Here is a 21,140-nt window from a genome sequence, read left to right on the forward strand (position 1 = left end):
CAGGGGCGAGCCGCGAGGTGCGGTGCGCCCCTGAGTCGGCCGGGACGGCCCTTGCGCAATAGGGTGGGGGCGCACTCTTCGCCGTAACGCACCCTGGGAGACAACGCATGGCACCCGGCCTTCCTACCGCCATGGACCGACCGCACTTCATCGGCATCGGCGGGGCCGGGATGTCGGGGATCGCGAAGATCCTGGCTCAGCGCGGCGCGAAGGTGGCCGGCAGCGACGCCAAGGAGTCCGCAACCGCGGCGGCGCTGCGGGCGCTCGGCGCGACCGTGCACATCGGGCATGCCGCCGAGCACCTCGCCGACGACGCGAGCTGTGTCGTCGTGTCGTCGGCGATCCGCGCGGACAACCCGGAGCTGGCCCGCGCGGCCGAGCTGGGCATCCCGGTGGTCCACCGCTCGGACGCGCTCGCCCGGCTGATGGACGGGCTGCGTCCGATCGCCGTCGCCGGCACGCACGGCAAGACCACCACCACGTCCATGCTGGCGGTGTCGCTGTCCGAGCTGGGGCTGAACCCCTCGTACGCGATCGGCGGCGACCTGGACGCGCCCGGTTCCAACGCGCTGCACGGCGAGGGCGAGATCTTCGTCGCCGAGGCGGACGAGTCGGACCGCAGCTTCCACACGTACGCGCCCGAGGTCGCCATCGTCCTCAACGTCGAGCTCGACCACCACGCGAACTACGCCTCGATGGAGGAGATCTACGAGTCCTTCGAGATCTTCGCCGGGAAGATCGTCCCCGGCGGCACGCTGGTGATCACTGCCGACCACGAGGGCGCCCGGGAACTGACGCGGCGCGTCGAGGGCGTGCGGGTGGTGACGTACGGGGAGTCCGAGGACGCCGACGTGCGGGTCCTGTCCGTCGTCCCGCAGGGACTGAAGAGCGAGGTGACCGTTCTGCTGGACGGCGAGGAGCTCACCTTCACGGTCTCGGTGCCCGGCCGGCACTACGCGCACAACGCCGTCGCCGCGCTGGCCGCGGGCGTCGCCCTGGGCGTCCCCGCCGCCGAACTCGCCCCCGCGCTGGCCGCGTACACCGGCGTCAAGCGGCGGCTGCAGCTCAAGGGCGAGGCGGCGGGCGTCCAGGTCATCGACTCCTACGCCCACCACCCGACCGAGATGACGGCCGACCTGGAGGCGATGCGCGCGGCGGTCGGCGACGCCCGCATCCTCGTCGTCTTCCAGCCGCACCTGTTCTCCAGGACGCAGGAGCTCGGCACGGAGATGGGCCAGGCGCTGGCACTGGCCGACGCCTCCGTCGTCCTCGACATCTACCCCGCGCGCGAGGACCCGATCCCGGGCGTGACCAGCGCGCTGATCATCGACGCGGCCCGGGCGGCGGGCGCGGACGTCACCGCCGTGCATGACAAGGACGAGGCGCCCGCCGTGATCGCGGGAATGGCGAAGGCCGGTGATCTCGTTCTCACCATGGGCGCGGGTGACGTGACGGACCTGGGCCCGCGCATTCTGGACCGTCTTTGAAGTCAAGGGGCTGAGCTCATGTCGTACGACGTCGAAAAGCCGGACGAGCAGTGGCGGGCGGAGCTGACCCCGGCCGAGTACGCCGTCCTGCGCCAGGCCGCGACCGAGCCCGCGTTCACCGGTGAGTACACCGACACCAAGACCCGCGGCGTCTACTCCTGCCGGGCCTGCGGCTCCGAGCTGTTCACTTCCGACACCAAGTTCGAATCCCACTGCGGCTGGCCGTCCTTCTTCGACCCGAAGGACACCGACGCGGTGGAGCTGATCGAGGACCGCACACACGGGATGGTGCGCACCGAGGTGCGGTGTGCCCGGTGCGGATCCCACCTCGGGCACGTGTTCGCCGGGGAGGGGTACCCGACCCCGACCGACCAGCGGTACTGCATCAACAGCATCTCGCTGCGGCTGGCGGCGGACGAGAGCTGACCCGGGCCTGTCCGGCGCGGGTCAGGCGCGCGGATCAGGTCGCAGGACGGCGACGGCGCGGTTCACAGGTGCTTGCGCTGCACCAGCGCGGACAGCACCAGCATGCCCGGCAGCAGGGGCAGCCAGACCGTGAGCACCCGGTAGCCGAGGACCGTCGCCGTGGCCAGGCTCAGCGGGGTGCCGTAGCCGGCCAGGGTGAGGACGAGGGCCGCGTCGACCGGGCCGATCCCGCCCGGCGCGGGGACGGCCCCCGCCGCGGTGCTCGCCGCGAGGTACACGAAGAGCAGCTGCGGCCAGGAGAGCGGGACGCCCAGCGCCGTCCCCACGGAGGCCACCACACTCGCCTGGATCAGCGGCGCCGCGAGCGCTCCGCCCCACAGGGGCAGGAAACGGGAGGGGCGCGTGTGCAGGCGCCGGACGTCGGTCAGGGCCGTGCGCACGAAGTCCAGCGCCGGACGGCGCAGCGGTCGTACGAGAGCGAGCAGCACCGCGGCCGCCGTGGGGGCCAGCAACAGGCCCACGGCGGCCAGGAGCAACGTCCGTCCCTCCGGCAGGAGCTGGGCGGCGGGTACGGCGTCGGGCGCGGCGAGCAGGAACACCAGCACCACAGGCGTCTTCGCCACGGCCCTGACCAGGGAGTACAGGGCGACCGAAGCGGTGGCGCGGGGAAGCGCGACGCCCTGGCGCTGCAGAAAGCGGACGGTCACCGCGTGGGCGCCTATGCTCGCCGGCAGCACGTGGTTCGCGGCGCCCGCGGCGATCTGGGACGCCACCAGCAGGCCCGGCGGCAACCGGTCCAGGACCGCGCCCTGGCGGACACAGGCCGCGGCGACCGCGCCCAGGTAGGTGAAGAGGAGCCCGGCCAGCAGCCACCAGGGATCGGCGGTGGCCAGCCGGGCCGTGCCGTCGCGCACGGCGTGCCAGTCGACCGCCGCCCACACCGCGAGGAGCAGCAGCGGGAGCAGGGTGAGGGCGCGGCGGGTGGCGGTGGAGGTCAGGGGGCGGGGGCGGTCGTCCGCGACGGGGAGCGGGGGCGGGGGCGCGGGATCGTCGAGGGGCAGCAGGGACACGGCGCACGTCGTCCTTCCGCGTCGTGACCGCGCGGCGGCGGCTTGACGGCTCGGGGTTGGGCCTGCCTGGGGAGGGGGACGGGGGTGTCGTTCCCCTCCGGTGTGACGGTGCGGTGTCCGGGAGCCGACGGAGTGCGGGCCGAAGGGCGACCGCGGTGCGGTGAGGCGGGGGAGGCGCGGTGAGGCTGTGGGATTTCTGCCCTGCCCCTCACGAGTTCATCCCGGCCCTCCCCCGAGGTTCACCCGGCCCGCATCCCCTCGGGCGTGGTCCGTCGGTGGGGTCAGAGGGTCGGGGCGTCCCTTGTGCGAGGCTGCCGGGTCGGCGCTCGTCGGCTGACCGGCGTCCGGCGCCGTCGGCAGGGTGATCGTGAACACCGTCGCCCCCGCCGCGTCGCCCAGTTCCAGCGAGCCGCCGTGGGCCCGCACCAGGGAGCGGGCGACCGACAGTCCGAGGCCGCTGCCGCCGCGGTCGCGGCTACGGGCCTTGTCGACGCGGTAGAAACGGTCGAAAACGCGACCGCGGTCGCCGGCCGGAATGCCGGGGCCGTTGTCGGTCACATGGACCTGTGCCGTTTCCGGAGCGACGGTCACCTCGACCGAGACCGGGGTCCCGGCCGGAGTGTGCACGGCCGCGTTGGTGAGGAGGTTGTCCAGGACCTGGCGGATGCGGTGCGGGTCCATCCGCAGCGGGACGGCGGCCGGGCCGGGGGCCACGGTCAGCGGATGCCCCGGGTGGCTCGCGCGGAACGCGTCGGCCGCCTGCTCGACCAGCTCGGCCAGGTCGGCTTTCTCCATCCGCAAAGGCGTCTCCACCTCGGCCGCGTCCAGGCGGGCCAGCAGCAGGAGGTCGTCGAGGAGAAAGCCCATCCGCGCGGCCTCGGCGCGCAGCCGGGACAGGTGCTTGTCCCGCTCCTCGGGCGCGTTGGCGGCCGCGTACTGGAAAAGGTCTGCGTAACCGCGCACCGACATCAGCGGCGTGCGCAGCTCGTGCGAGGCGTCGGCGACGAACCGGCGCAGGCGCTGTTCCGCCTCCGCGCGCACGGCGAGCGAGCCGTCGATGTGCTCCAGCATCGTGTTGAAGGCCGTGCGCAGCTCCTCCACCTCGGGGCCGCCCCCCGGCGCGTCCGCCCGCAGAGGGAGGCGGGACGCCGACTCGGTGAGGTCGTGCGAGGCGATGCCGTGCGCGGTGTGCGCCATGTCGCTCAGCGGTTTCAGGCCGCGCCGCAGCAGCGCCCGGCCGAACACCACCAGGGCCAGCAGCGCCAGGCCGAAGGTGACGACCTGGATCGTGATCAACTGCCGGACGGTGTCCTCGAGGTCGTCCATCGGCGCGCCGCTGACCAGCAGCACGCCGGGCTCCACCTCGCAGGCCCGCAGCCGGTACTCGCCCTTGCCCGCGAGGTGCACGGTGCGCACCAGCTCCGTCTCGGCGACGGTCTGCGCCTTGGCCAGGGCGGTGAGGTCGTCGATGTCCTCGGGCACGTCACCGGGGTCCTCGGGCTTGCGCAGCACCGGCTTGCCGTCCCGCACGTCGTACACGGCGTAGTACCAGCCCCAGTACTTCTTCCCGGTCAGCGAGCCGGAGTCCACGATGCTCTTGGACTGCGCGACCTGGGCGATCGAGAGCTGATCGTTGAGCTGGGCCGACAGATAGTCCCGCATATAGGTCGTCATGGCCGTGCCGACCACCGCGAACACCACCAGCGACAGTGCGCCGAGCCCCAGCGCCAGCCGGGTGCCGAGCCGCAGTCGGCGGTACGACTGCCAGAGCCGGCCGATCACTCGGCCGCCTGCCGGATCGCGTATCCGAAACCGCGTACCGTCTGGATCAGCGGGTCGTCGCCCGTCGCGTCGAGCTTGCGGCGCAGTCGGCTGACGACCAGCTCGACGACGTTGGAACGCCCGCCGAAACCGTATTCCCACACGTGATCGAGGATCTGCGCCTTGGTGAGCACGGTCGGGGACTTGCGCATCAGATAGCGCAGCACCTCGTACTCGGTGGGCGTGAGCGTCAGCAGCTTTCCGCCGCGTCGGACCTCCCGGGTGTCCTCGTCCATCGTGAGATCCGACACCCGCAGCACGGAACGCTGGAAGCCGGGGCCGGCGCTGCGCCGCAGCACGGTCCGCAGCCGGGCCATCAGCTCCTCCACGGCAAACGGTTTCACCAGGTAGTCGTCGCCGCCCCGGGTCAGCCCGGCGACCCGGTCGGCGACGCCGTCGCGGGCCGTGAGAAACACGACCGGAACCATCGTCCCGGTGTTCCGCAGGCGGTCGAGCACGCCGAAACCGTCGATGTCGGGCAGCATCAGGTCGAGCACCACGATGTCGGGATGGAAGTCGGCGGCGCGGCGCAGCGCCTCCTCACCCGAGTTCGCGGTGACCGCGTCCCAGCCCTCGTAGCGGGCGACCGTCGCCACGAGATCGGCGATCGGCGGGTCGTCGTCCACGACGAGGAGTCGTACTTTTTCCACCTCCACATAGTGCGCCACCCATCCCCCGGCGCCAGACCCGCGTCTCACCCACGCCCCGATCGATAAGATCTTGAAAGTTGTACGACAGGAAAACGACAGCGAAGCACGGACAAGCTCTGTGTTCTGAGGACCCGATCTAGGAGTTTCCGTCCGTGACGACCGTCCAATCGCCTCCCGTCCCCCCCACGGCGATACGTCCCAAAGTAGTGGCCCGCACCGGCCTGTACGCCGTGCTGGCCGCGAACGCGGCCGTCGTGACCCTCTTCGCCGTCCAGGCCGGCTTCGCCTCCAACGCGCTGGTCGTGATCGGCCGGTTCGCCGGCCTGTACGGCGCCCTGCTGATGGCGTTCCAACTGCTGCTGGTGGCCCGGCTGCCCTGGCTGGACCGCCGCATCGGCATGGACCGGCTGACCAACTGGCACCGCTGGACCGGCTTCGGCCTGCTGTGGACGCTGGTCGGGCATGTGGTGTTCATCACCTTCGGCTACGCCGAGTCCTCCTCGATGAACCCGGTGAGCCAGCTCGTGGACCTCGCGGAAACCGTCGAAGGCGTTTTCCGCGCGGTGGTCGCCCTGGTGCTGATCCTCGTCATCGGCGGCGTCTCCGCCCGCTGGGCCCGCCGTCGCCTCGCCTACGAGACCTGGCACTTCATCCACCTCTACACCTACGTCGCCGTGGTGCTGGCGTTCACCCACCAGGTCGCGGTCGGCACGACGTTCACCGCGTCCTCCGCCGCCACGGCGTACTGGTACACCGTGTGGAGCGTCGCCCTCGGCTCGGTGTTCCTGGGCCGGCTGGTGCTGCCGCTGTGGCGCAACTGGCGCCACCAGCTGCGCGTCGAGGCGGTCGTCCCCGAGGCCGACAACGTCGTCAGCGTGTACATCACCGGACGCGACCTGGACCGGCTGCCCGCCCGGGCCGGCCAGTTCTTCCTGTGGCGGTTCATGACCAAGGACCGCTGGTGGCAGGCGAACCCCTTCTCCCTGTCGGCCGCCCCCGACGGCGCCCGTCTGCGGCTGACCGCGAAGGCGGCCGGCGACGGCTCCGCGGGCCTGCGCCACATCAAGCCCGGCACCCGAGTCTTCGCCGAGGGCCCCTACGGGGCTTTCACCGCGATGCACCGCACTCGTCCGGAGTCCCTGCTCATCGCCGGCGGCGTCGGCGTGACCCCGATCCGGGCGCTGCTGGAGGAGATCCACGGGCACGCCGTGGTCATCTACCGGGTGGCCGGCGAGCGCGACGCCGTCCTCTACGACGAGCTGCGCGACCTCGCCGTCGCCAAGGGCGCCGAACTGCACCTGGTCACCGGGCCGCCGGTGCCCGACCGGCTGGCGCCGCGCGAACTCGCCGCCCTCGTGCCCGACATCGCCGAGCGGGACGTGTTCCTGTGCGGGCCGCCGCCGATGATGAACGCGGTCCTCGGCACCCTGCGCGAGCTCGACGTGCCCAAGACGCAGATCCATTTCGAGCGCTTCAGCCTGGCGGGATGAGAGAGACGACGTGAAGCGAGCAATACCTGTCCTGGTCCTGTCCGTGGCGGGCCTGATCCCGGTCTGGCGCTACGAGCCGTCGACCGGTACGACGTCCACCACCGAGGCCGCCTCGACGCCCTCCGTGTCCTCTTCCGCCTCCTCCTCGGGATCGACCACCGTCAGCGGCACGACCGTGACCACGGAGAAGGGCGACGTCCAGGTCCAGGTGACCTTCGACGGCGGCAGGATCACGGCTGTGAAGATGCTGAAGCAGCCGAACCATCCGCAGACGACGGCGGCGGTGCCGAAGCTGATCGCGGAAACGCTGACGGCACAGAGCGCGGACATCGACACCGTTTCCGGCGCGACGCTCACCAGTAACGGATACAAGGAGTCCCTCCAGGCGGCCATCGACGCGCAGGCCGCGGCCGCCTCGGCGTCCCCCTCGGCCTCGGCCGCGACCTCGCAGACCGTGGCGGGTACGACCGTGAACACCGAAAAGGGCGACGTCCAGGTCCAGGTGACCTTCGACGGCGACAGGATCACGGCTGTGAAGATGCTGAAGCAGCCGAACCATCCGCAGACGACGGCGGCGGTGCCGAAGCTGATCGCGGAAACGCTGACGGCGCAGAGCGCGGACATCGAGACCGTTTCCGGCGCGACCATCACGAGTGACGGTTACAAGGAGTCCCTCCAGGCCGCGATCGACGCGAAGGGCGCCTGACGTGCACCGCGTCGAACACGTCATGGGGTTTCCGGTCTCGCTGCGGGTCGACGACACCGTCGTCCCCGACGAGGCCGGGGACGCCGTGTTCGCCTGGCTGCGCGAGGTCGACGCCCGGTTCAGCCCGTTCAAGGCCGAAAGCGAGGTGTCCCGGTACGGGCGGGGCGAGCTGTCGGCCGACGAGCTGAGCGCCGACCTCGTGGAGGTCCTTGAGATCTGCGAACGGTACCGGGTGGCCACCGGCGGCGCCTTCGACGTCCGGCTGCCCGGCCGCGGCCTCGACCCCTGCGCCGTCGTCAAGGGCTGGTCCGTGCAGCGGGCGGCCGCACTGCTGACCGGCGCCGGGCTCAGCCGGTTCTGCCTCAACGCCGGGGGCGACGTGGTCGTGTCGGGCGGGCCGTGGCGGGTCGGCGTACGGCACCCCGAGATCGCCGACAAGCTGTGCGCCGTCCTCGACCTCAGCGACGCGGCGGTCGCGACCTCCGCGCGCTACGAGCGCGGCGACCACATCCTCGACGGCCGCACCGGCCGCCCCGCCGTCGGCCTCGACAGCCTCACCGTCGTGGCCCCGACCCTGACCGAGGCCGACTCCGTGGCCACGGCCGCCTTCGCCATGGGCGCGGAGGGCGTCGAGTGGGCGGCGGAGCGCGACGACTGCGAGGTGTACGCCGTACTGCCCGGCGGGCGCGTGCTGCGCACGGCCGGATTCCCGACGGCGGGGGCGGCGGCCGCGTGAGCGTCGAGGCGGGGGCGCTGGGAGCGGCCGTCTGGCTCCTCGGGTGGAGCGCGGCGGTCCTCGCGTGGACGTCGGGACGGGGAAACCGGCCACAACCGGGCCAACGACGGTGCCGCTGACCGGTCTCGGCGGGTCCAGGGCATACGGAAGGGCGGGCCGTCGGTGTTGCCGGCGGCCCGCCCGTTCGCGGGTACGGCCCACGCCGTACGGGGTGTTCAGCCGACGTCGTCAGGCGTCCAGCCGGTAGAGACCGCTGTAGTCGGAAACCGCCGTGCCGTTCGCCTTGACCCAGGTCGAGATCTCGGAGTTCGAGGAGCCCTGTCCGCTGTCGCCGACGACGATGTAGTGCAGCTTGCCCGCCTTCACGAGGCTCTTCAGCTTGGCGAGCGTCATCGCGTCGTCGCTGCCGGACCAGCCGCCCATCGAGATGACCGGCTCGCCGGACTCCAGGATGATCGAGGAGGCCGTCTGGTCGGTGGCCACCGCCACCAGCCAGGTCGCGCCGTCCTGGTTCTTCTTCAGGTACGTGATCATCGCGGACGACACCTGGGCGCCCCCGCCCATCCCCCCGCCGGTGCGACCGTCGGCGGACTCCGTCGTCCCGGATCCCGTCGAGTCGCCGCTGTTCGACGCAGGCCCGCCCATGTCCTGGCCGTCGTCCGAACCGCTCGACGCCTCACCGGAGTTGGCGCCCGTACCGCCGTTCGTACCGCTCGGCCGTCCGCCCCCGCCCATGCCTTGCATGCCGCCCCCGGTGTTCGGGCCGGCCGTCGGGTTGGTGCCGTTGGCGCCGGAGGCGGCGGTCGAGGCCGCGTAGGCGGCCGGACCGGCGAGCAGCGCCACGACCGCCGCCAGCGCCGCGACGCCCGTCAGCCGCTGCCGCCGCGTGAACCGGCCGACCAGCAGCCCGATCACCGCGCCCGCCCCCGCGACCCCGGCCACGACCTCGGCGACCGTGTACGGCGTCCCGGAGCCGGAGACCCGCTGGAGCAGGACGACCGCCCACACCGAGCTCGCCGCGACCGCGGCCGGCAGCACCCACCCCCTCCCCCACTCTCGGCTTCGCTCGAGCGGGGGGACCCCCACCGCCGCGGAACCGTTGCGGAAAGCGTTGTAGAGCATGACGCCGCCCGCACCGGCCAGGGCCGCGATGCCGGGGGCCATGGCGGTGACGTAGTACGGGTGGAAGGTGCCCTCGGCGAGCGCGAAGATCAGGTAGTGGAGGACGAACCAGCCGCCCCACAGCATCAGCGCGGCGCGCCTGGCGTCCGTGCGGGGCGCCCGGCCGCGCAGCACGAGACCGGCCGCCAGCGCGATCGCGGCGAAGGGGATCAGCCAGGAGATCTGGCCGCCCATGATGTCGTTGAACATCCGGTACAGGCCCGCCGCGCCGCCGAAGCTCGCGCCGTTGCCCTGCGAGCCCACCGACGAACTCGCCCCGAAGACACGGCCGAAGCCGTTGTAGCCGATGACCAGGTCCCAGACCGTGTTGTCGGTCGAGCCGCCGATGTACGGGCGGGAGGAGGCCGGGATCAGGTCGACGATCACCATCCACCAGGCGCTGGAGACGACCAGCGCGACCGTGCCGATGGCGAGGTGACGTATGCGCTTGCCCAGTGAGGCGTTCGCGGCCCACAGGTACACCAGGAAGAACGCGGGCAGGACGACGTACGCCTGCATCATTTTCGTGTTGAACGCGAAACCGATGGCGACGCCGGACCACACCAGGGGCATCAGCCGGCCGGTGCGCACGGCCTTCAGCAGCGCGGCCGCGCCCAGCAGCATCAGGAAGACGAGGATCGGGTCGGGGTTGGTGTCACGCGTGATGGCGACCGTGATCGGGGTGAGGGCCAGCGCCAGCGCGGAGATCGTCGCCGCCACCGCGCCGAAGTCACGCTTGACCAGCCGGTGCAGAAGCGCGACGGAACCGGTTCCCACGGCGACCATCGGCAGCGTCAACTGCCAGGCGCCGTATCCGAAGGCGCGGGCGGACAGTCCCATCACCCACAGGGCGAACGGCGGTTTGTCGACCGTGATGAAACTGCCTGCGTCCAGCGCGCCGAAGAAGAACGCCTTCCAGCTCTTGGTGCCGCTGTAGACGGCCGCGTCGTAGAAGGTGTTGCCGGTGATCGAGGAGAGGTTCCAGGCGTACAGGGCCGTGGCCAGGACGAGGATCGCCCACAGGGCCGGGCGGGCCCAGCGCGGATCGTCCGGAGCTCCGGTGAACAGGCGTTTGGCGCGCGAGGCGAGTCCGCCGTCGGACGGCGGCGTCGCCCGGTGGCGGGGGCCGTCCTCCTGGACGGGGGCGGGCGGCGGGGCGAGGGTCGTCATGACGCGTACTCCTGGTGGGTGTTCGTCCCGGTGGGCAGGACGGCGGGGGACGTGGCGCGGGCGGTGCGGGTGCAGCGGAGCATCCGGCCCCTGGAGAGGTCACTGGGGCCGGACGACAGCGGGGCGACGAGGGGGAGGAACGCCATGGCCCTGACGATCGGGGCCGTGTCTGGGGGATCCCTGAGCCCGTCCTGAGGGAGAAGTGAGAATCAGCGGACTCACAGGTGGCGCACAGACGGAAACCCTTTCGCCCGAACCTGGCATCGGGGCGAGCGCGCGGTACGCCCAACGGGTCGGCGGCGGACTGCTGATCAGGTAGTCGGTCTAGACTCTCCCCGCAACGGCCCGAACTCGCGTGGTCGAGAGCGGGCAGAAAATGCCAGACCCGAAGGGTATTCGGCGCTTTGATACGGATAGATTCAGTCACCAAGCGATACCCGGACGGCACGGTGGCGGTCGACCGGCTCTCTCTCGACATACCGGACCGTTCGATCACCGTGCTCGTCGGCCCCTCGGGCTGCGGCAAGACGACCACCCTGCGGATGATCAACCGGATGGTCGAGCCCAGCGAGGGCGCGATCCTCATCGACGGCGTCGACAGCCGTCAGCAACCGGTCAACACCCTGCGCCGGTCCATGGGTTACGTCATCCAGAACGCCGGCCTCTTCCAGCACCGCACGATCGTCGACAACATCGCCACGGTGCCCCGGATGCTCGGCTGGAGCAAGGACAAGGCCCGCGCCAGGGCCCGCGAGCTGATGGAACGGGTGGGGCTCGACGCCTCGTTCGCCAAGCGCTACCCCTACCAGCTCTCCGGCGGCCAGCAGCAGCGCGTCGGCGTGGCACGGGCGCTCGCCGCCGACCCGCCGGTGCTGCTCATGGACGAGCCCTTCTCCGCCGTCGACCCCGTCGTCCGCAAGGGGCTGCAGGACGAACTCCTGCGTATCCAGGCCGAGTTGGGAAAGACCATCGTCTTCGTCACGCACGACATCGACGAAGCCGTCAAGCTCGGCACGATGGTCGCCGTGCTGCGCACCGGAGGTCGCCTCGCCCAGTTCGCGCCGCCCGCCGAGCTGCTGTCCGACCCCGCCGACGCGTTCGTCGAGGACTTCCTCGGCGCCGACCGCGGCATCCGGCGCCTGTCGTTCTTCTCCTCCGACGGCCTGGAGCTGCTCACCGCGCCGATCGTCGCGATCGACGCCACCGCCGAGCAGCTCGCCGCCCGCAGCACGGCCGACACCCCGTACCTCCTCGTCACCGGGGTGGACGGACGTCCGCTCGGCTGGAGCGAGCCCGCCGGGCTGACGGCCGGAGAGATCGACGCCGACCGACTGCTGCCGTACGGGCGGCCGTTCGTCGCCGGACGGGACTCGCTGCGCGCCGCGCTCGACTGCGCCGTCCTGTCGCCGACCGGCTGGGCGCTCGCCGTGGACGCCGAGGGCCGGGCCGCCGGAGTCGTCTCGCAGACGGCCATCGGCGAGGCCATCCGCGGCGCCCACGCGGCAGGGCGCGAGGAACGGCCGACCACCGCGGAAACCGCGCAGAAAGTCATCCGGTGAACCGCTTCTTCGACATTCCCAGCGACCTCCAGCACGACTGGCTCGGTCTCATCGGGCTGCATCTGCGCGAGGCCCTGCTGCCGGTGCTCGGCGGGCTGCTCCTCGCGCTCCCGCTGGCCCAGCTGTGCGTGCGGCTGCGCTGGCTGTACCCGCCCGTGCTGTGGGTGACGACCGTGCTCTACGCCATCCCGTCCCTGGCCTTCTTCGTCGTCCTCATCGACTACACGGGGCAGACCGAACTGACGGTGATGATCCCGCTCACGGTCTACACCCTGGTCGTGCTCGTGCCGGCGATCGTCGACGGCGTCCGCTCGGTGCCGCAGGAGACCCTCGCCGCCGCGACCGCGATGGGCTTCGGACCCGTACGCCGTTACATCCAGGTCCAGTTGCCGATCGCGGTGCCCGCCATCATCGCCGGGCTACGGGTGGCGACCGTGTCGAGCATCAGCCTCGTCAGCGTCGGCATGCTGATCGGCAACCAGGGCGCTCTCGGCAACCTGCTGCACGACGCGCAGATCTACAACCGGCCGGAACTCGCCTGGAACTCCGTGATCACCAGCGCCGCCCTGGCGGTCCTCGCGGACGCCCTGCTGGTCGTGGTGCGCGTCCTGCTCACCCCCTGGATGCCCAGCGGTGTGCGCACCGGAAAGTCCAAGACCACCGGCGTCAGGCCCGATCCGGCCGTGCCCGCCCTGGAGGACGCAGCCCGGTGAACGTACTCAATTTCGTGAACGCCTTCTTCGGCGACAGCGCCCACTGGCACGGCTACGACGGAATCCCCACCCGCCTGTGGGAACACGTCCAGTACTCCGTGGAAGCCCTTGCCCTCGCCGCCGCGATCGGGCTGCCGATCGGCCTGGTGACCGGTCACTACGGACGCGGCGGAAACATTCTTTCCCTCGTTGCCACGGCCGGCCGCGCGCTGCCCACCTTCGGCCTGCTGGTGGTGACGACCATCGTCCTCGGGTTCGGCATGCTGCCCGTGATGATCCCGCTGGTCGTCCTCGCCGTGCCGCCGATCCTGGTCACCACCTACGAGGCGATGCGCTCCGTCGATCCGTCTCCCGTGGACGCCGCCCGGGGCATGGGCATGCGCGAGTCCGACATCCTGTTGCGCGTCGAACTGCCCGTGGCGCTCCCGCTGATCCTCGGCGGCCTGCGCTCGGCGGCCATCCAGATCGTCTCCACGGCCACCATCGCCGCGTACGTCAGCCTCGGCGGCCTCGGCCGGTACATCGTCGACGGCCTCTACCAGCACGACTACGAGAAGGTCGTGGGCGGCGCCACCCTGGTCGCCGGCCTGGCACTCGCGACCCTCGCGGTGTTCTGGGCGGCGACCAAGGCGACGGTCTCCCCGGGGGTGCGCAGGAGCAACTGAGGCAGTCCTAGGACAGGTCCTGGCTCGGAGAAGAGGGGCGGACGGCGATCGCGTCGACCTCGAACAGCATGCCGGGCAGGGCCAGCGAGGCGACGCCGCTCAGGGTCTGCGCCGGGAGGCGCTCGCCGAAGCGGGCGTGCAGCGCCTTGCCCAGGGCCTCCAGCTTGCCGGGGTCGTGGTCGACGACGAACGTACCCAGCCGTACGACGTGTCGAAGTCCGAGCCCGACCCCGGCGAGGGCCGACTCCAGCCGGTCGAAGGCCAGTTCCACCTGGGCGGCGAAGTCGCCGCGCACGGGGGCGCCGGACGCGTCGGACGCGTACTGCCCTGCGAGGAAGACGAGTTCACCGGGCGCCGACACGGCATGGCTGTAGCCGAAGGGCGTGGGGTCGTGCAGCGCGGGCGGGTTGGTGATCGTACGGCGGTCGAGACTGTCGTCGTGGCTGTCGTCATGGCTCATGACGGGGACAACTCCGGTGCGCGGCAAGGCCATTCCCTCGCACCGGAGTCTTCGCCCGTTCCCGTTCCCGCCCCCGCCCCCGTCAGCCTTCCGAACGGGCCAGCGCCTGTTCCAGTACGACGAGGAGGGCGTCGCGCACCGAGCCGCGCTCGCGGGCGTCGAAGACCAGCAGCGGGACGCCTTCCGACACGTCGAGGGCCCAGCGGACCTCCTCCAGCGTGTGCGCGACATGACCGTCGAAAGCGTTTACCGCAACGGCGAACGGGATCTGTTTGTGCTCGAAGTAGTCGACGGCGGCATAGCAGTCGTCGAGACGGCGGGTGTCGACGATGACCAGGCCGCCGACCGCGCCCTCCACGATGTCGTCCCACATGAACCCGAACCGTTCCTGTCCGGGCGTGCCGAACAGATACAGCTTCAGGGTCGGGTCGATGGTGATGCAGCCGAAGTCCATCGCGACCGTGGTGGTGGTCTTGCGCGGGGTGTGGCTGAGATCGTCCACGCCCGCCGCGACCTCGGTGATGGCCGCCTCGGTGGTCAGCGGCTCGATCTCGGAGATCGAGCCGACGGCGGTGGTCTTGCCCACGCCGAAGCCGCCCGCGATCACCAGTTTCACCGGCAGTGGCGGCCGTACGGCATCCCGGCCGGCCGAGGTGCGGACCAGCGGTTCAGTCGGTGTCACGGAGTACCCCCCGGGAGTCGGGGATGGCCCGCAGGCCATCGATAACCCTGCGCAGAACGGATGCGTCGTGGGTGACGCCGGAGTCGGGCACGTGCACCGACAGCTGCCCCGCCGCCCGCAGGTCCTCGGCGAGGACCCGCACCACGTTCAGGTGCAGCCGCAGCCGGGCCGCGATCTCCGCGATGGACTGCGGAACCCGGCACGCGGCGACGATGTCGTGCTGTTCGAAGGAGAGCCGGTCGAGCGTGTCGAGCCCGTCGGTGGTGGCCACCAACTGGGTCTCCACGGGCATCGTCCGGCTGGACGAAGCCTCGCCGGCCCCCGCCACCCGGCCGGCGGTGACCAGGAAGGGCCGGACGGCGGGCGCGGGGCCGACGGGCGCGACGCCGTCCTCGCCGGCCCCGCGCGGTGTGCGGCCGTCCGCCATCGTGTTCGCTCTCTCTACGGTGGCAGGCGCGTCAGCGCGTACGCGTGACGCCGACGCTGTTCTTCAGTTCCAGGACGAGCTGCGGACTGAGCGCGGTGCCGGCGCGGTTGGCGAACACCGTCATCTCGTAGGCGATGTTGCCCAGCTTGGCCTCCTTGTCGGTGACCACGCCGAGCACGGCGCCGCTGCCGATCGCGGAGACCAGGACGTGGCCGCCCTCCAGGTCGATGATGACCTTGTTCAGGCCGCCCAGACCGTAGTTGCCGGAGGCGCCAGCGGCCAGGCTGGTGATGCCCGAGACGATCGCCGCCAGCCGTTCGGAGTCGGCGTGCTCGCGCAGCTCCGACACGGCGATCAGCAGCCCGTCGGAGGACACCGCGATGGCGTCCACGACCCCTGCGGTCTCGGTGGCGAAACGGTTGAGCAGCCAGGTGAAGTCGGCTGCGGCGGCCCGCAGATCGGTCGCCTTGGCGTCTCCGGCGGGAGTCTCACCTGTCGACGTGCTCACTGCTCGGCTCCTTCCGGAAGGTGGTTCTGGTGGTGCGTCGTGTCCCGGCCGCTGATCGGGTCAGTGATCGGTTCGGTCCGGTCGGATGCGTCGGACGGCTCTGTCCGGTCGGTCCGGTCGGGCGAGACGTCGGGACGGTGATCGTGCCGGCGGTCGTTCCGGCGAGCGATCGGGTCTTCGGCGGGGGTGAGGGCGGAGGCTTCGGCGTGGGTGGCGCCGGTGCCGGTGCGTGTGCCAGTGCCGGTACGGGTGTCCGGGTGGCTTTCGACGGGGCGAGGGTGTTCACCTGTGTCCCCACCGGTGTCGCGGTGCGCGCGGGCCACGGCGGCCTCGAACTCCTCCAGCGCGTCGCGCACGGCGTCCGCGTCGGCGGGGCGGGCGGCACGCCGCGCGGCCTGCTGGGCGGCGGCGTCGACGGTCGTCCGCAGCGTAGCGCCGCGCACCCGCCGCCGCAGGGGACGGGAGCCGTCGGCGCCGACGGCGGGTCCGTCGGTCCCGCCGCCGGTACCGCTACCGGGGCTTGCACCGGAAGGCTGGGGGTCGGCCGTGCGGGGCGCCGGGATTCCCTGGCCGGCCCGGTGGGCGCGGGCCGCGGACGTCGGTGCGGAGGTGGGGCTCCCCGGCTCGGCCGCGGTGGCGTGGACCGCCGAGTTCGCCGTAACGGCGGAGAAACCGCTCTCGGCCGAGGTTGCTGAGGGACCGGCGTCAGCGGCACGCGCCGCGGTAACGGGCTCGGCGGTACCTGCGGACGTACCGGACTCGGCCGGACGGCCAGACACACCGTGCTCAGCTGTACGACTGTCAGCGGGCTCGGCCGCCCGGCCGGAGGCGTCAGGCTCGGCCGCAGGATCGTGGGCGCCGACGTCAGCCGTACGGTCGGAGGCGTCGGCCTCGGCGCCGGCCGTTGAGTGAGAGGCACGGGCCTCGGCCGTAGGCGTCGAGGCCCCGGTCCCGGGTTCGGCCGTCTCCTGCGTCGCGGCCCCGATCCCGGCCGTCGGAGTGCGGAGGGTTTCGGTAGCGGTTGCCGGGGTTTCCGGCTGGTGCTCGGCGGGGGACGGGTCGCGGCGCGGGACCCGGCGGGGGAGCGTGGCCGGGTCGTCCTTGTCGGTGGCCCAGGACGGGACCGAGGCGGACGGGGAGGGGCCGGCCGCGGGCGCCGACGGAGTGGCGAGTGCGGCGGGGGCCTGGGAAGCAGGCGTTTCCGTGGCACCGGGCCGGCCCGCGGAACCCAGTTCGCTCATCGTCAGGAGCAGGGTCGCCGGGATCAGCACCTCGGCCGTCACACCGCCGCCGGGAGTGCGGGACAGGGTGACGTCGACGTCCCAGCGGCGCGCCAGTGCGCCGACCACGAACAGGCCGAGCACCTTCGTCGGGACGAGGTCGAGGCGTTCGCGGCGCACCAGGCGGGCGTTCTCCTCGGCGAGCCGCTCGGCGCTCATGCCCAGGCCATGGTCGGCGACGGTGATCGACGCGCCGTCGTCGTGGGAGCCGACCACCACCTCGACGGGGCTGCCCTCGGGGGAGAACGACACGGCGTTCTCCAGGACTTCGGCGATCATCAGCGTCAGGTCGCCGATGATGTCGGGCTCCACCATGGCCTCGGTCGCGGCCCGCAGCCGTACCCGCTGGAAGCCCTCGATCTGGCCCAGCGCGGCACGTACGACGTTGGTGAGCGCGGTCGGACCGGCGTCCAGGACGGTCTCGCGGATGCCGGCCAGCAGCATCAGGCTGTCGGCGTTGCGGCGCAGACGGACGGCGATGTGGTCGATGGAGTAGAGACGTTCCAGCAGCGCGGGGTCGGTCTCACCGCGTTCCACCGCATCGATCAACGCAAGCTGACGAGTCGTCAGGTTGCTGACGCGGCGGCCGACGTTGCCGAACATCTCGGCGACGTTGCGCCGGCTGAGCACCTGGCGCTCCAGCAGCGCGGCCGCGGTGGTCTGCACGTTGTTGAAGGCCTCGGCGAGTTCACCGATCTCGTCGTCCGCGGTGACCGGCAGCTCCCGCAACCGCGGGGAACCGGTTTCCTCGGCGTCGTCGTCGGCGACGCGGGCGAGCTCGCGGCCCGCGACGTCGGCGACCTCCTGGGCGGCCCCCGTCAGCGCCAGCACCGGACGGACCACGGAGCGGCGGACCAGGATCGAGAAGGCGATCCACAGGGCGAAGCAGATCAGCGCCAGGCTCAGCAGCAGGCCCGCGCGCCACTGGGCGGTGGAGGAGGTGTCGTCGGACCGGTCGGCGATCTGGTCGATGAGCGACGAGGTGATCTTCAGCCGGGTCTTGGCCTGCGCGCTGTAGTCGGGGTAGGAGGCGATGGCCGTTTGGAACGCCGCCCGGATCTCGCCCTGCGACACGGCCTGCAACGCGCTGGGGTCCACGGCCAGTTCGGCGTAGTGCTGGCCGATCGAGGCCTGCGAGGCGTTGTGCTCGATGCCGCCGAACTCGTCGGACTGCGCCTGGGTGGCGAACCGGTCGAACCGCTCGGCCTGGTAGGTGAACAGCTGGTAGGAGCCGACCGCGCCGGTGAACTCGATGAGCGCGTTGCTGTCGCCGGTCCGTGCGGAGAACACGCCGGTCTCGTAGGCGCCGTGCGCGGCGTCGGCGCGCAGCAGCGAGTCGAGAAGGTTGCCGGTGAAGGTGGTCGCGAGGGCGGAGTTGCGGTCCAGGCCCAGGCCGTCGATGAGGCCGTCGGCCGCACCCGAGTACGCGGGGTCGATGTTGTCGGCGGGCAGATAGCCCTGCTCGATGGTGGCCCGCAGGCCGGTCAGGCCCTGGACCTCCCGCAGCGCCTGCACCTCGGTGTCCGGCAGCCGGCCGCCGAAGGCCTCGACCACCTTCTGCACCTGCGCGTCCACGGCGAGCTGCGCCTGCCGGTAGCCGTCGGTGGAGGGGGTGCCGCCGTCGAAGGACGCCTCGTGCCGTACGGAGAGCAGGATCGCCTGCTGGTGCTCGTTCTGCAGGTCGGCGACGAGCTGGGCGACCTGGGTGCTGTCGCGCACCAGACGGGCGGCGTCCTCCGCGCGGTTGGACTCCTGCACCAGGTCGACGATGAGGTACGTCAGCAGCAGGGCGATCACCGTCAGCGGGATACCGACGAGTACGTTCAACTTGCGCTGGAAGGGCCATCGGTCGGCGAAACCCCCCAGTTCTCGGCGTACGGACGACGACGATGCCGAGGATGCCGACCGGGCGGGCGCGTCCACCTCTTTCGTGGACACCGGGCCTCCTTCAAGGGGGTGTTACAGGCGTGCAAGGGGGTGCTGCAGGCGTGCCGTCATGCTGCACGCAGTATCCATGTCCGAATGTGAACGGTACGGAAGCGGCCCCCGCACACCGCTGTGGCCGACGCCGACTGCTGTGGCGGACGCCAACTCCGGCGACACTATCGTCTATTCGAACGGTCAAGCGCGTGGCTCTACGTCAAGAATCCATTACGAAGACGTGTACGACAGCCTTTCCGGGGCCTCTGAAGGGGTAGACAGGTCTCCCGGTCCGTACGCAAGTGATCACGGATCGAAGCCAATCGGTAACCCGGCTGCCCTTGACTGATCAAGAAGCGGGTGGATTGGATCAGGCCAGAGTGTTTGAGTTTTCATCAACCCCCCAGTTCGGAACGGGAACCGTGACTTCCAACGCCCACAGCAGCAGGTCCCTGAGGAACCACCCCGGTGCGGCGGCCGTCGCCCTCGCCGCCATGACGGCCCTGCTGGCGGGATGCTCCTCCTCCGACGACACCTCCGACAACCCGCTCGCAGGCGACAAGGCGGCCGGCGACACCGTGGTCGTCGGCTCCAACAACTTCGCCGAGAGCATCCTGATCGCCGACATCTACGGCGAGGCCCTGAAGGCCAAGGGCATCAAGGTGTCCTACAAGCCCAACATCGGCAGCCGTGAGACCACGTACGGCCTGCTCAAGAACGGTTCCATCACCGTCCTGCCGGAGTACAACGGCTCGCTGCTGGCCTACCTCGACGCGAAGGCCGCGCAGACTTCGCTCGCGACCGTGAACGCCGCGGCGAAGGCCAAGCTCGACTCCAAGCTGACGCTGCTGGAGTCTTCGCCGGCCGAGGACAAGGACTCCGTCACGGTCAACGCGGATACCGCGAAGAAGTACAACCTCACCGCGGCGTCCACCCTCGCCGACCTCAAGGACGTCGCGCCCGAGCTGGTCCTCGGCGGTTCGCCCGAGTTCCAGACCCGTCAGCAGGGCATGCTCGGTCTGGAGTCGGTGTACGGGCTGAAGTTCAAGTCCTTCAAGGCCCTCGACGCGGGCGGCCCGCTGACCCAGGCCGCACTGAAGAAGAACACCGTGCAGGCCGCGGACATCTTCACCACGGACCCGACCATCACCAAGGAGAAGTTCGTCGTCCTCCAGGACCCGAAGAACCTCTTCGGATTCGCGAACGTGACGCCGCTGGTCTACAAGAGCGGGCTCTCCCAGGAGGGCGTCGACGCGCTCAACGCCGTCTCCGCCAAGCTCGACACGAAGGCGCTGCTCGATCTGGACTTCCAGGTCCAGCTGGAGAGCAAGGACCCGCTGGACGTCGCCAAGGCCTGGCTGAAGTCGGCCGGCCTGGGCTGACGTTCCCTCGTCAACCCGTTGAACCATTGCGTCATTGAACGATTGAGTCGTTGGACACAACAGCAAACGGCGCCCGGATCGTCCTGAACGGAACCGCCCTCACCGTCGGCGAGCTCATCGCGCTCGCCGACGGTGAGGCCGTACCCACGGTGGCCCCCGAGGCGCGCGAGCGTGCCGTCCGCTCCTGGCGGGCCGCGCGGCGGCTCGCCGCCACCGGCCGGCTGTACGGCCGCGGCACCGGCGTCGGCGCCCAGCGCTCGGTGCCGGTCGACGAACACGACGAGACCGCGCACGGCCTGCGTCTGCTGCGCAGTCACGCCGGCGGAGCGGGCGCCCTGCTCCCGGCCCGCCAGGTCCGCGCGATGCTCGCGGTACGCGCCAACCAGCTCCTGGCCGGCGGCTCCGGCATCCAACCGGACTTCATCGACGCCCTCACCGAGGCTCTCCGGCTCGGCGTCCACCCGGCCGTCAACGAGTACGGCGGAGTCGGCACCGGCGATCTGACGGCCCTGGCCCAGACCGGCCTGACGCTCATCGGCGAACGTCCTTGGGCGGGCGGAGAGCCGGGCGGTTCGACGCGAGATCCTGAGCCGCGCGGCGAGCCCCCCGGCCGCCGGAAGGCGAATCCCGAGCCGAAGGCGTCCGCGGGTCTGCTGCCGGGGCCCAGCACTCCAACCGCCCCCACTCCCGTGTCCGTTCCGGTTCCCGTGTCCGTTCCGGTTCCCGTGTCCGTTCCGGTTCCCGTGTCCGTTCCGGTTCCCGTGTCCGTTCCGGTTCCCGTGTCCGTTCCGGTTCCCGTGTCCGTTCCGGTTCCCGTGTCCGTTACG

General features: G+C 71.3%; 20 protein-coding genes. 10 read left to right on the forward strand and 10 right to left on the reverse strand.

Annotation, left to right across the window (positions count from 1 at the left end; all coding sequences use genetic code 11):
* The first annotated feature begins 107 nt into the window (after nucleotides 1-107).
* Complete coding sequence (gene murC, locus ACIBAF_RS30345) at nucleotides 108-1,487, forward strand: UDP-N-acetylmuramate--L-alanine ligase (protein ID WP_399467284.1); 1,380 nt, start codon at nucleotides 108-110, stop codon at nucleotides 1,485-1,487.
* Between the two features lie 18 nt (nucleotides 1,488-1,505).
* Nucleotides 1,506-1,913: a peptide-methionine (R)-S-oxide reductase MsrB gene (gene msrB / locus ACIBAF_RS30350; RefSeq protein ID WP_399467285.1), complete on the forward strand. Its 408-nt coding sequence runs from the start codon at nucleotides 1,506-1,508 to the stop codon at nucleotides 1,911-1,913.
* 62 nt (nucleotides 1,914-1,975) lie between these two features.
* Here the strand turns inward: msrB and ACIBAF_RS30355 are convergent, their stop codons facing one another.
* The 3 genes from ACIBAF_RS30355 to ACIBAF_RS30365 form a co-directional block, all read right to left on the reverse strand.
* On the reverse strand, nucleotides 1,976-2,983 hold the full coding sequence (locus ACIBAF_RS30355) for a YbhN family protein (protein WP_399467286.1): 1,008 nt from the start codon (nucleotides 2,981-2,983) through the stop codon (nucleotides 1,976-1,978).
* 216 nt (nucleotides 2,984-3,199) lie between these two features.
* Nucleotides 3,200-4,765, reverse strand: a complete 1,566-nt coding sequence (locus ACIBAF_RS30360; RefSeq protein WP_399467289.1) for a sensor histidine kinase — start codon at nucleotides 4,763-4,765, stop codon at nucleotides 3,200-3,202.
* Nucleotides 4,762-5,454, reverse strand: a complete 693-nt coding sequence (locus tag ACIBAF_RS30365) for a response regulator transcription factor (protein WP_399467291.1) — start codon at nucleotides 5,452-5,454, stop codon at nucleotides 4,762-4,764. The genes ACIBAF_RS30360 and ACIBAF_RS30365 overlap by 4 nt, the downstream gene beginning before the upstream one ends.
* 152 nt (nucleotides 5,455-5,606) lie before the next feature.
* On the opposite strand from ACIBAF_RS30365, the gene ACIBAF_RS30370 reads away from it, so the two are divergent.
* From ACIBAF_RS30370 to ACIBAF_RS30380, 3 genes are read left to right on the forward strand one after another with little or no spacing between them, the layout of a single operon-like run.
* Nucleotides 5,607-6,944 (forward strand): ferric reductase-like transmembrane domain-containing protein, encoded by a 1,338-nt coding sequence (locus ACIBAF_RS30370; protein WP_399467292.1) that lies wholly within the window; start codon nucleotides 5,607-5,609, stop codon nucleotides 6,942-6,944.
* A gap of 10 nt (nucleotides 6,945-6,954) precedes the next feature.
* The gene (locus ACIBAF_RS30375) at nucleotides 6,955-7,650 is read left to right on the forward strand and encodes an FMN-binding protein (RefSeq protein WP_399467293.1); all 696 of its coding nucleotides are present in this window, start codon (nucleotides 6,955-6,957) and stop codon (nucleotides 7,648-7,650) included.
* 1 nt (nucleotide 7,651) lies between these two features.
* Nucleotides 7,652-8,386, forward strand: coding sequence for an FAD:protein FMN transferase (locus ACIBAF_RS30380; protein ID WP_399467294.1), 735 nt, complete (start codon nucleotides 7,652-7,654; stop codon nucleotides 8,384-8,386).
* Between the two features lie 228 nt (nucleotides 8,387-8,614).
* Here ACIBAF_RS30380 and ACIBAF_RS30385 read toward each other — a convergent pair whose 3' ends face one another.
* Nucleotides 8,615-10,717, reverse strand: coding sequence for an ArnT family glycosyltransferase (locus tag ACIBAF_RS30385; RefSeq protein WP_399467295.1), 2,103 nt, complete (start codon nucleotides 10,715-10,717; stop codon nucleotides 8,615-8,617).
* A complete protein-coding gene (locus tag ACIBAF_RS30390; RefSeq protein ID WP_399467296.1) occupies nucleotides 10,714-10,863 on the reverse strand; it encodes a hypothetical protein in 150 nt (49 codons plus the stop codon). Before ACIBAF_RS30390 ends, ACIBAF_RS30385 begins: the two co-directional genes overlap by 4 nt.
* 258 nt (nucleotides 10,864-11,121) lie before the next feature.
* Here ACIBAF_RS30390 and ACIBAF_RS30395 point away from each other — a divergent pair, with 258 nt between their 5' ends.
* The 3 genes from ACIBAF_RS30395 to ACIBAF_RS30405 are packed head-to-tail and all read left to right on the forward strand — an operon-like array spanning nucleotide 11,122 to nucleotide 13,654.
* Nucleotides 11,122-12,276, forward strand: a complete 1,155-nt coding sequence (locus ACIBAF_RS30395; protein WP_399467297.1) for an ABC transporter ATP-binding protein — start codon at nucleotides 11,122-11,124, stop codon at nucleotides 12,274-12,276.
* A complete protein-coding gene (locus ACIBAF_RS30400) occupies nucleotides 12,273-12,989 on the forward strand; it encodes an ABC transporter permease (RefSeq protein WP_399467298.1) in 717 nt (238 codons plus the stop codon). Before ACIBAF_RS30395 ends, ACIBAF_RS30400 begins: the two co-directional genes overlap by 4 nt.
* Nucleotides 12,986-13,654 (forward strand): ABC transporter permease, encoded by a 669-nt coding sequence (locus tag ACIBAF_RS30405; protein WP_399467299.1) that lies wholly within the window; start codon nucleotides 12,986-12,988, stop codon nucleotides 13,652-13,654. Before ACIBAF_RS30400 ends, ACIBAF_RS30405 begins: the two co-directional genes overlap by 4 nt.
* Nucleotides 13,655-13,661: 7 nt before the next feature.
* Here the strand turns inward: ACIBAF_RS30405 and ACIBAF_RS30410 are convergent, their stop codons facing one another.
* The 5 genes from ACIBAF_RS30410 to ACIBAF_RS30430 all read right to left on the reverse strand — a co-directional run bounded on the left by ACIBAF_RS30410 (nucleotide 13,662) and on the right by ACIBAF_RS30430 (nucleotide 18,949).
* Nucleotides 13,662-14,114, reverse strand: coding sequence for a RidA family protein (locus ACIBAF_RS30410; protein WP_399467300.1), 453 nt, complete (start codon nucleotides 14,112-14,114; stop codon nucleotides 13,662-13,664).
* Between the two features lie 82 nt (nucleotides 14,115-14,196).
* Nucleotides 14,197-14,796: a GTP-binding protein gene (locus tag ACIBAF_RS30415; protein ID WP_399467301.1), complete on the reverse strand. Its 600-nt coding sequence runs from the start codon at nucleotides 14,794-14,796 to the stop codon at nucleotides 14,197-14,199.
* Complete coding sequence (locus tag ACIBAF_RS30420; RefSeq protein WP_399467302.1) at nucleotides 14,783-15,223, reverse strand: DUF742 domain-containing protein; 441 nt, start codon at nucleotides 15,221-15,223, stop codon at nucleotides 14,783-14,785. The genes ACIBAF_RS30415 and ACIBAF_RS30420 overlap by 14 nt, the downstream gene beginning before the upstream one ends.
* Nucleotides 15,224-15,254: 31 nt before the next feature.
* Nucleotides 15,255-15,731: a roadblock/LC7 domain-containing protein gene (locus tag ACIBAF_RS30425; protein ID WP_399467303.1), complete on the reverse strand. Its 477-nt coding sequence runs from the start codon at nucleotides 15,729-15,731 to the stop codon at nucleotides 15,255-15,257.
* Entirely contained in the window at nucleotides 15,728-18,949 is a 3,222-nt protein-coding gene (locus tag ACIBAF_RS30430; protein WP_399467304.1) for an ATP-binding protein, read from the reverse strand. The genes ACIBAF_RS30425 and ACIBAF_RS30430 overlap by 4 nt, the downstream gene beginning before the upstream one ends.
* Nucleotides 18,950-19,353: 404 nt before the next feature.
* Between ACIBAF_RS30430 and ACIBAF_RS30435 the strand changes: the two genes are divergently transcribed.
* A complete protein-coding gene (locus tag ACIBAF_RS30435; RefSeq protein WP_399467305.1) occupies nucleotides 19,354-20,313 on the forward strand; it encodes an ABC transporter substrate-binding protein in 960 nt (319 codons plus the stop codon).
* Between the two features lie 50 nt (nucleotides 20,314-20,363).
* Nucleotides 20,364-21,140 (forward strand): aromatic amino acid lyase (locus ACIBAF_RS30440; protein ID WP_399467306.1); only part of this gene is annotated, 777 nt, incomplete at its 3' end.

The sequence above is a fragment of the Streptomyces sp. NPDC051677 genome, assembly GCF_044453465.1.
GTDB lineage: Bacteria > Actinomycetota > Actinomycetes > Streptomycetales > Streptomycetaceae > Streptomyces.

Excerpts from the sequence above, each read along its gene's own strand:
- murC (WP_399467284.1), top strand. The coding sequence starts at position 108 with ATGGCACCCGGCCTTCCTACCGCCATGGACCGACCGCACTTCATCGGC.
- msrB (WP_399467285.1), top strand. The coding sequence starts at position 1,506 with ATGTCGTACGACGTCGAAAAGCCGGACGAGCAGTGGCGGGCGGAGCTG.
- ACIBAF_RS30385 (WP_399467295.1), bottom strand. The coding sequence starts at position 10,717 with ATGACGACCCTCGCCCCGCCGCCCGCCCCCGTCCAGGAGGACGGCCCC.
- ACIBAF_RS30390 (WP_399467296.1), bottom strand. The coding sequence starts at position 10,863 with ATGGCGTTCCTCCCCCTCGTCGCCCCGCTGTCGTCCGGCCCCAGTGAC.
- ACIBAF_RS30410 (WP_399467300.1), bottom strand. The coding sequence starts at position 14,114 with ATGAGCCATGACGACAGCCACGACGACAGTCTCGACCGCCGTACGATC.
- ACIBAF_RS30420 (WP_399467302.1), bottom strand. The coding sequence starts at position 15,223 with ATGGCGGACGGCCGCACACCGCGCGGGGCCGGCGAGGACGGCGTCGCG.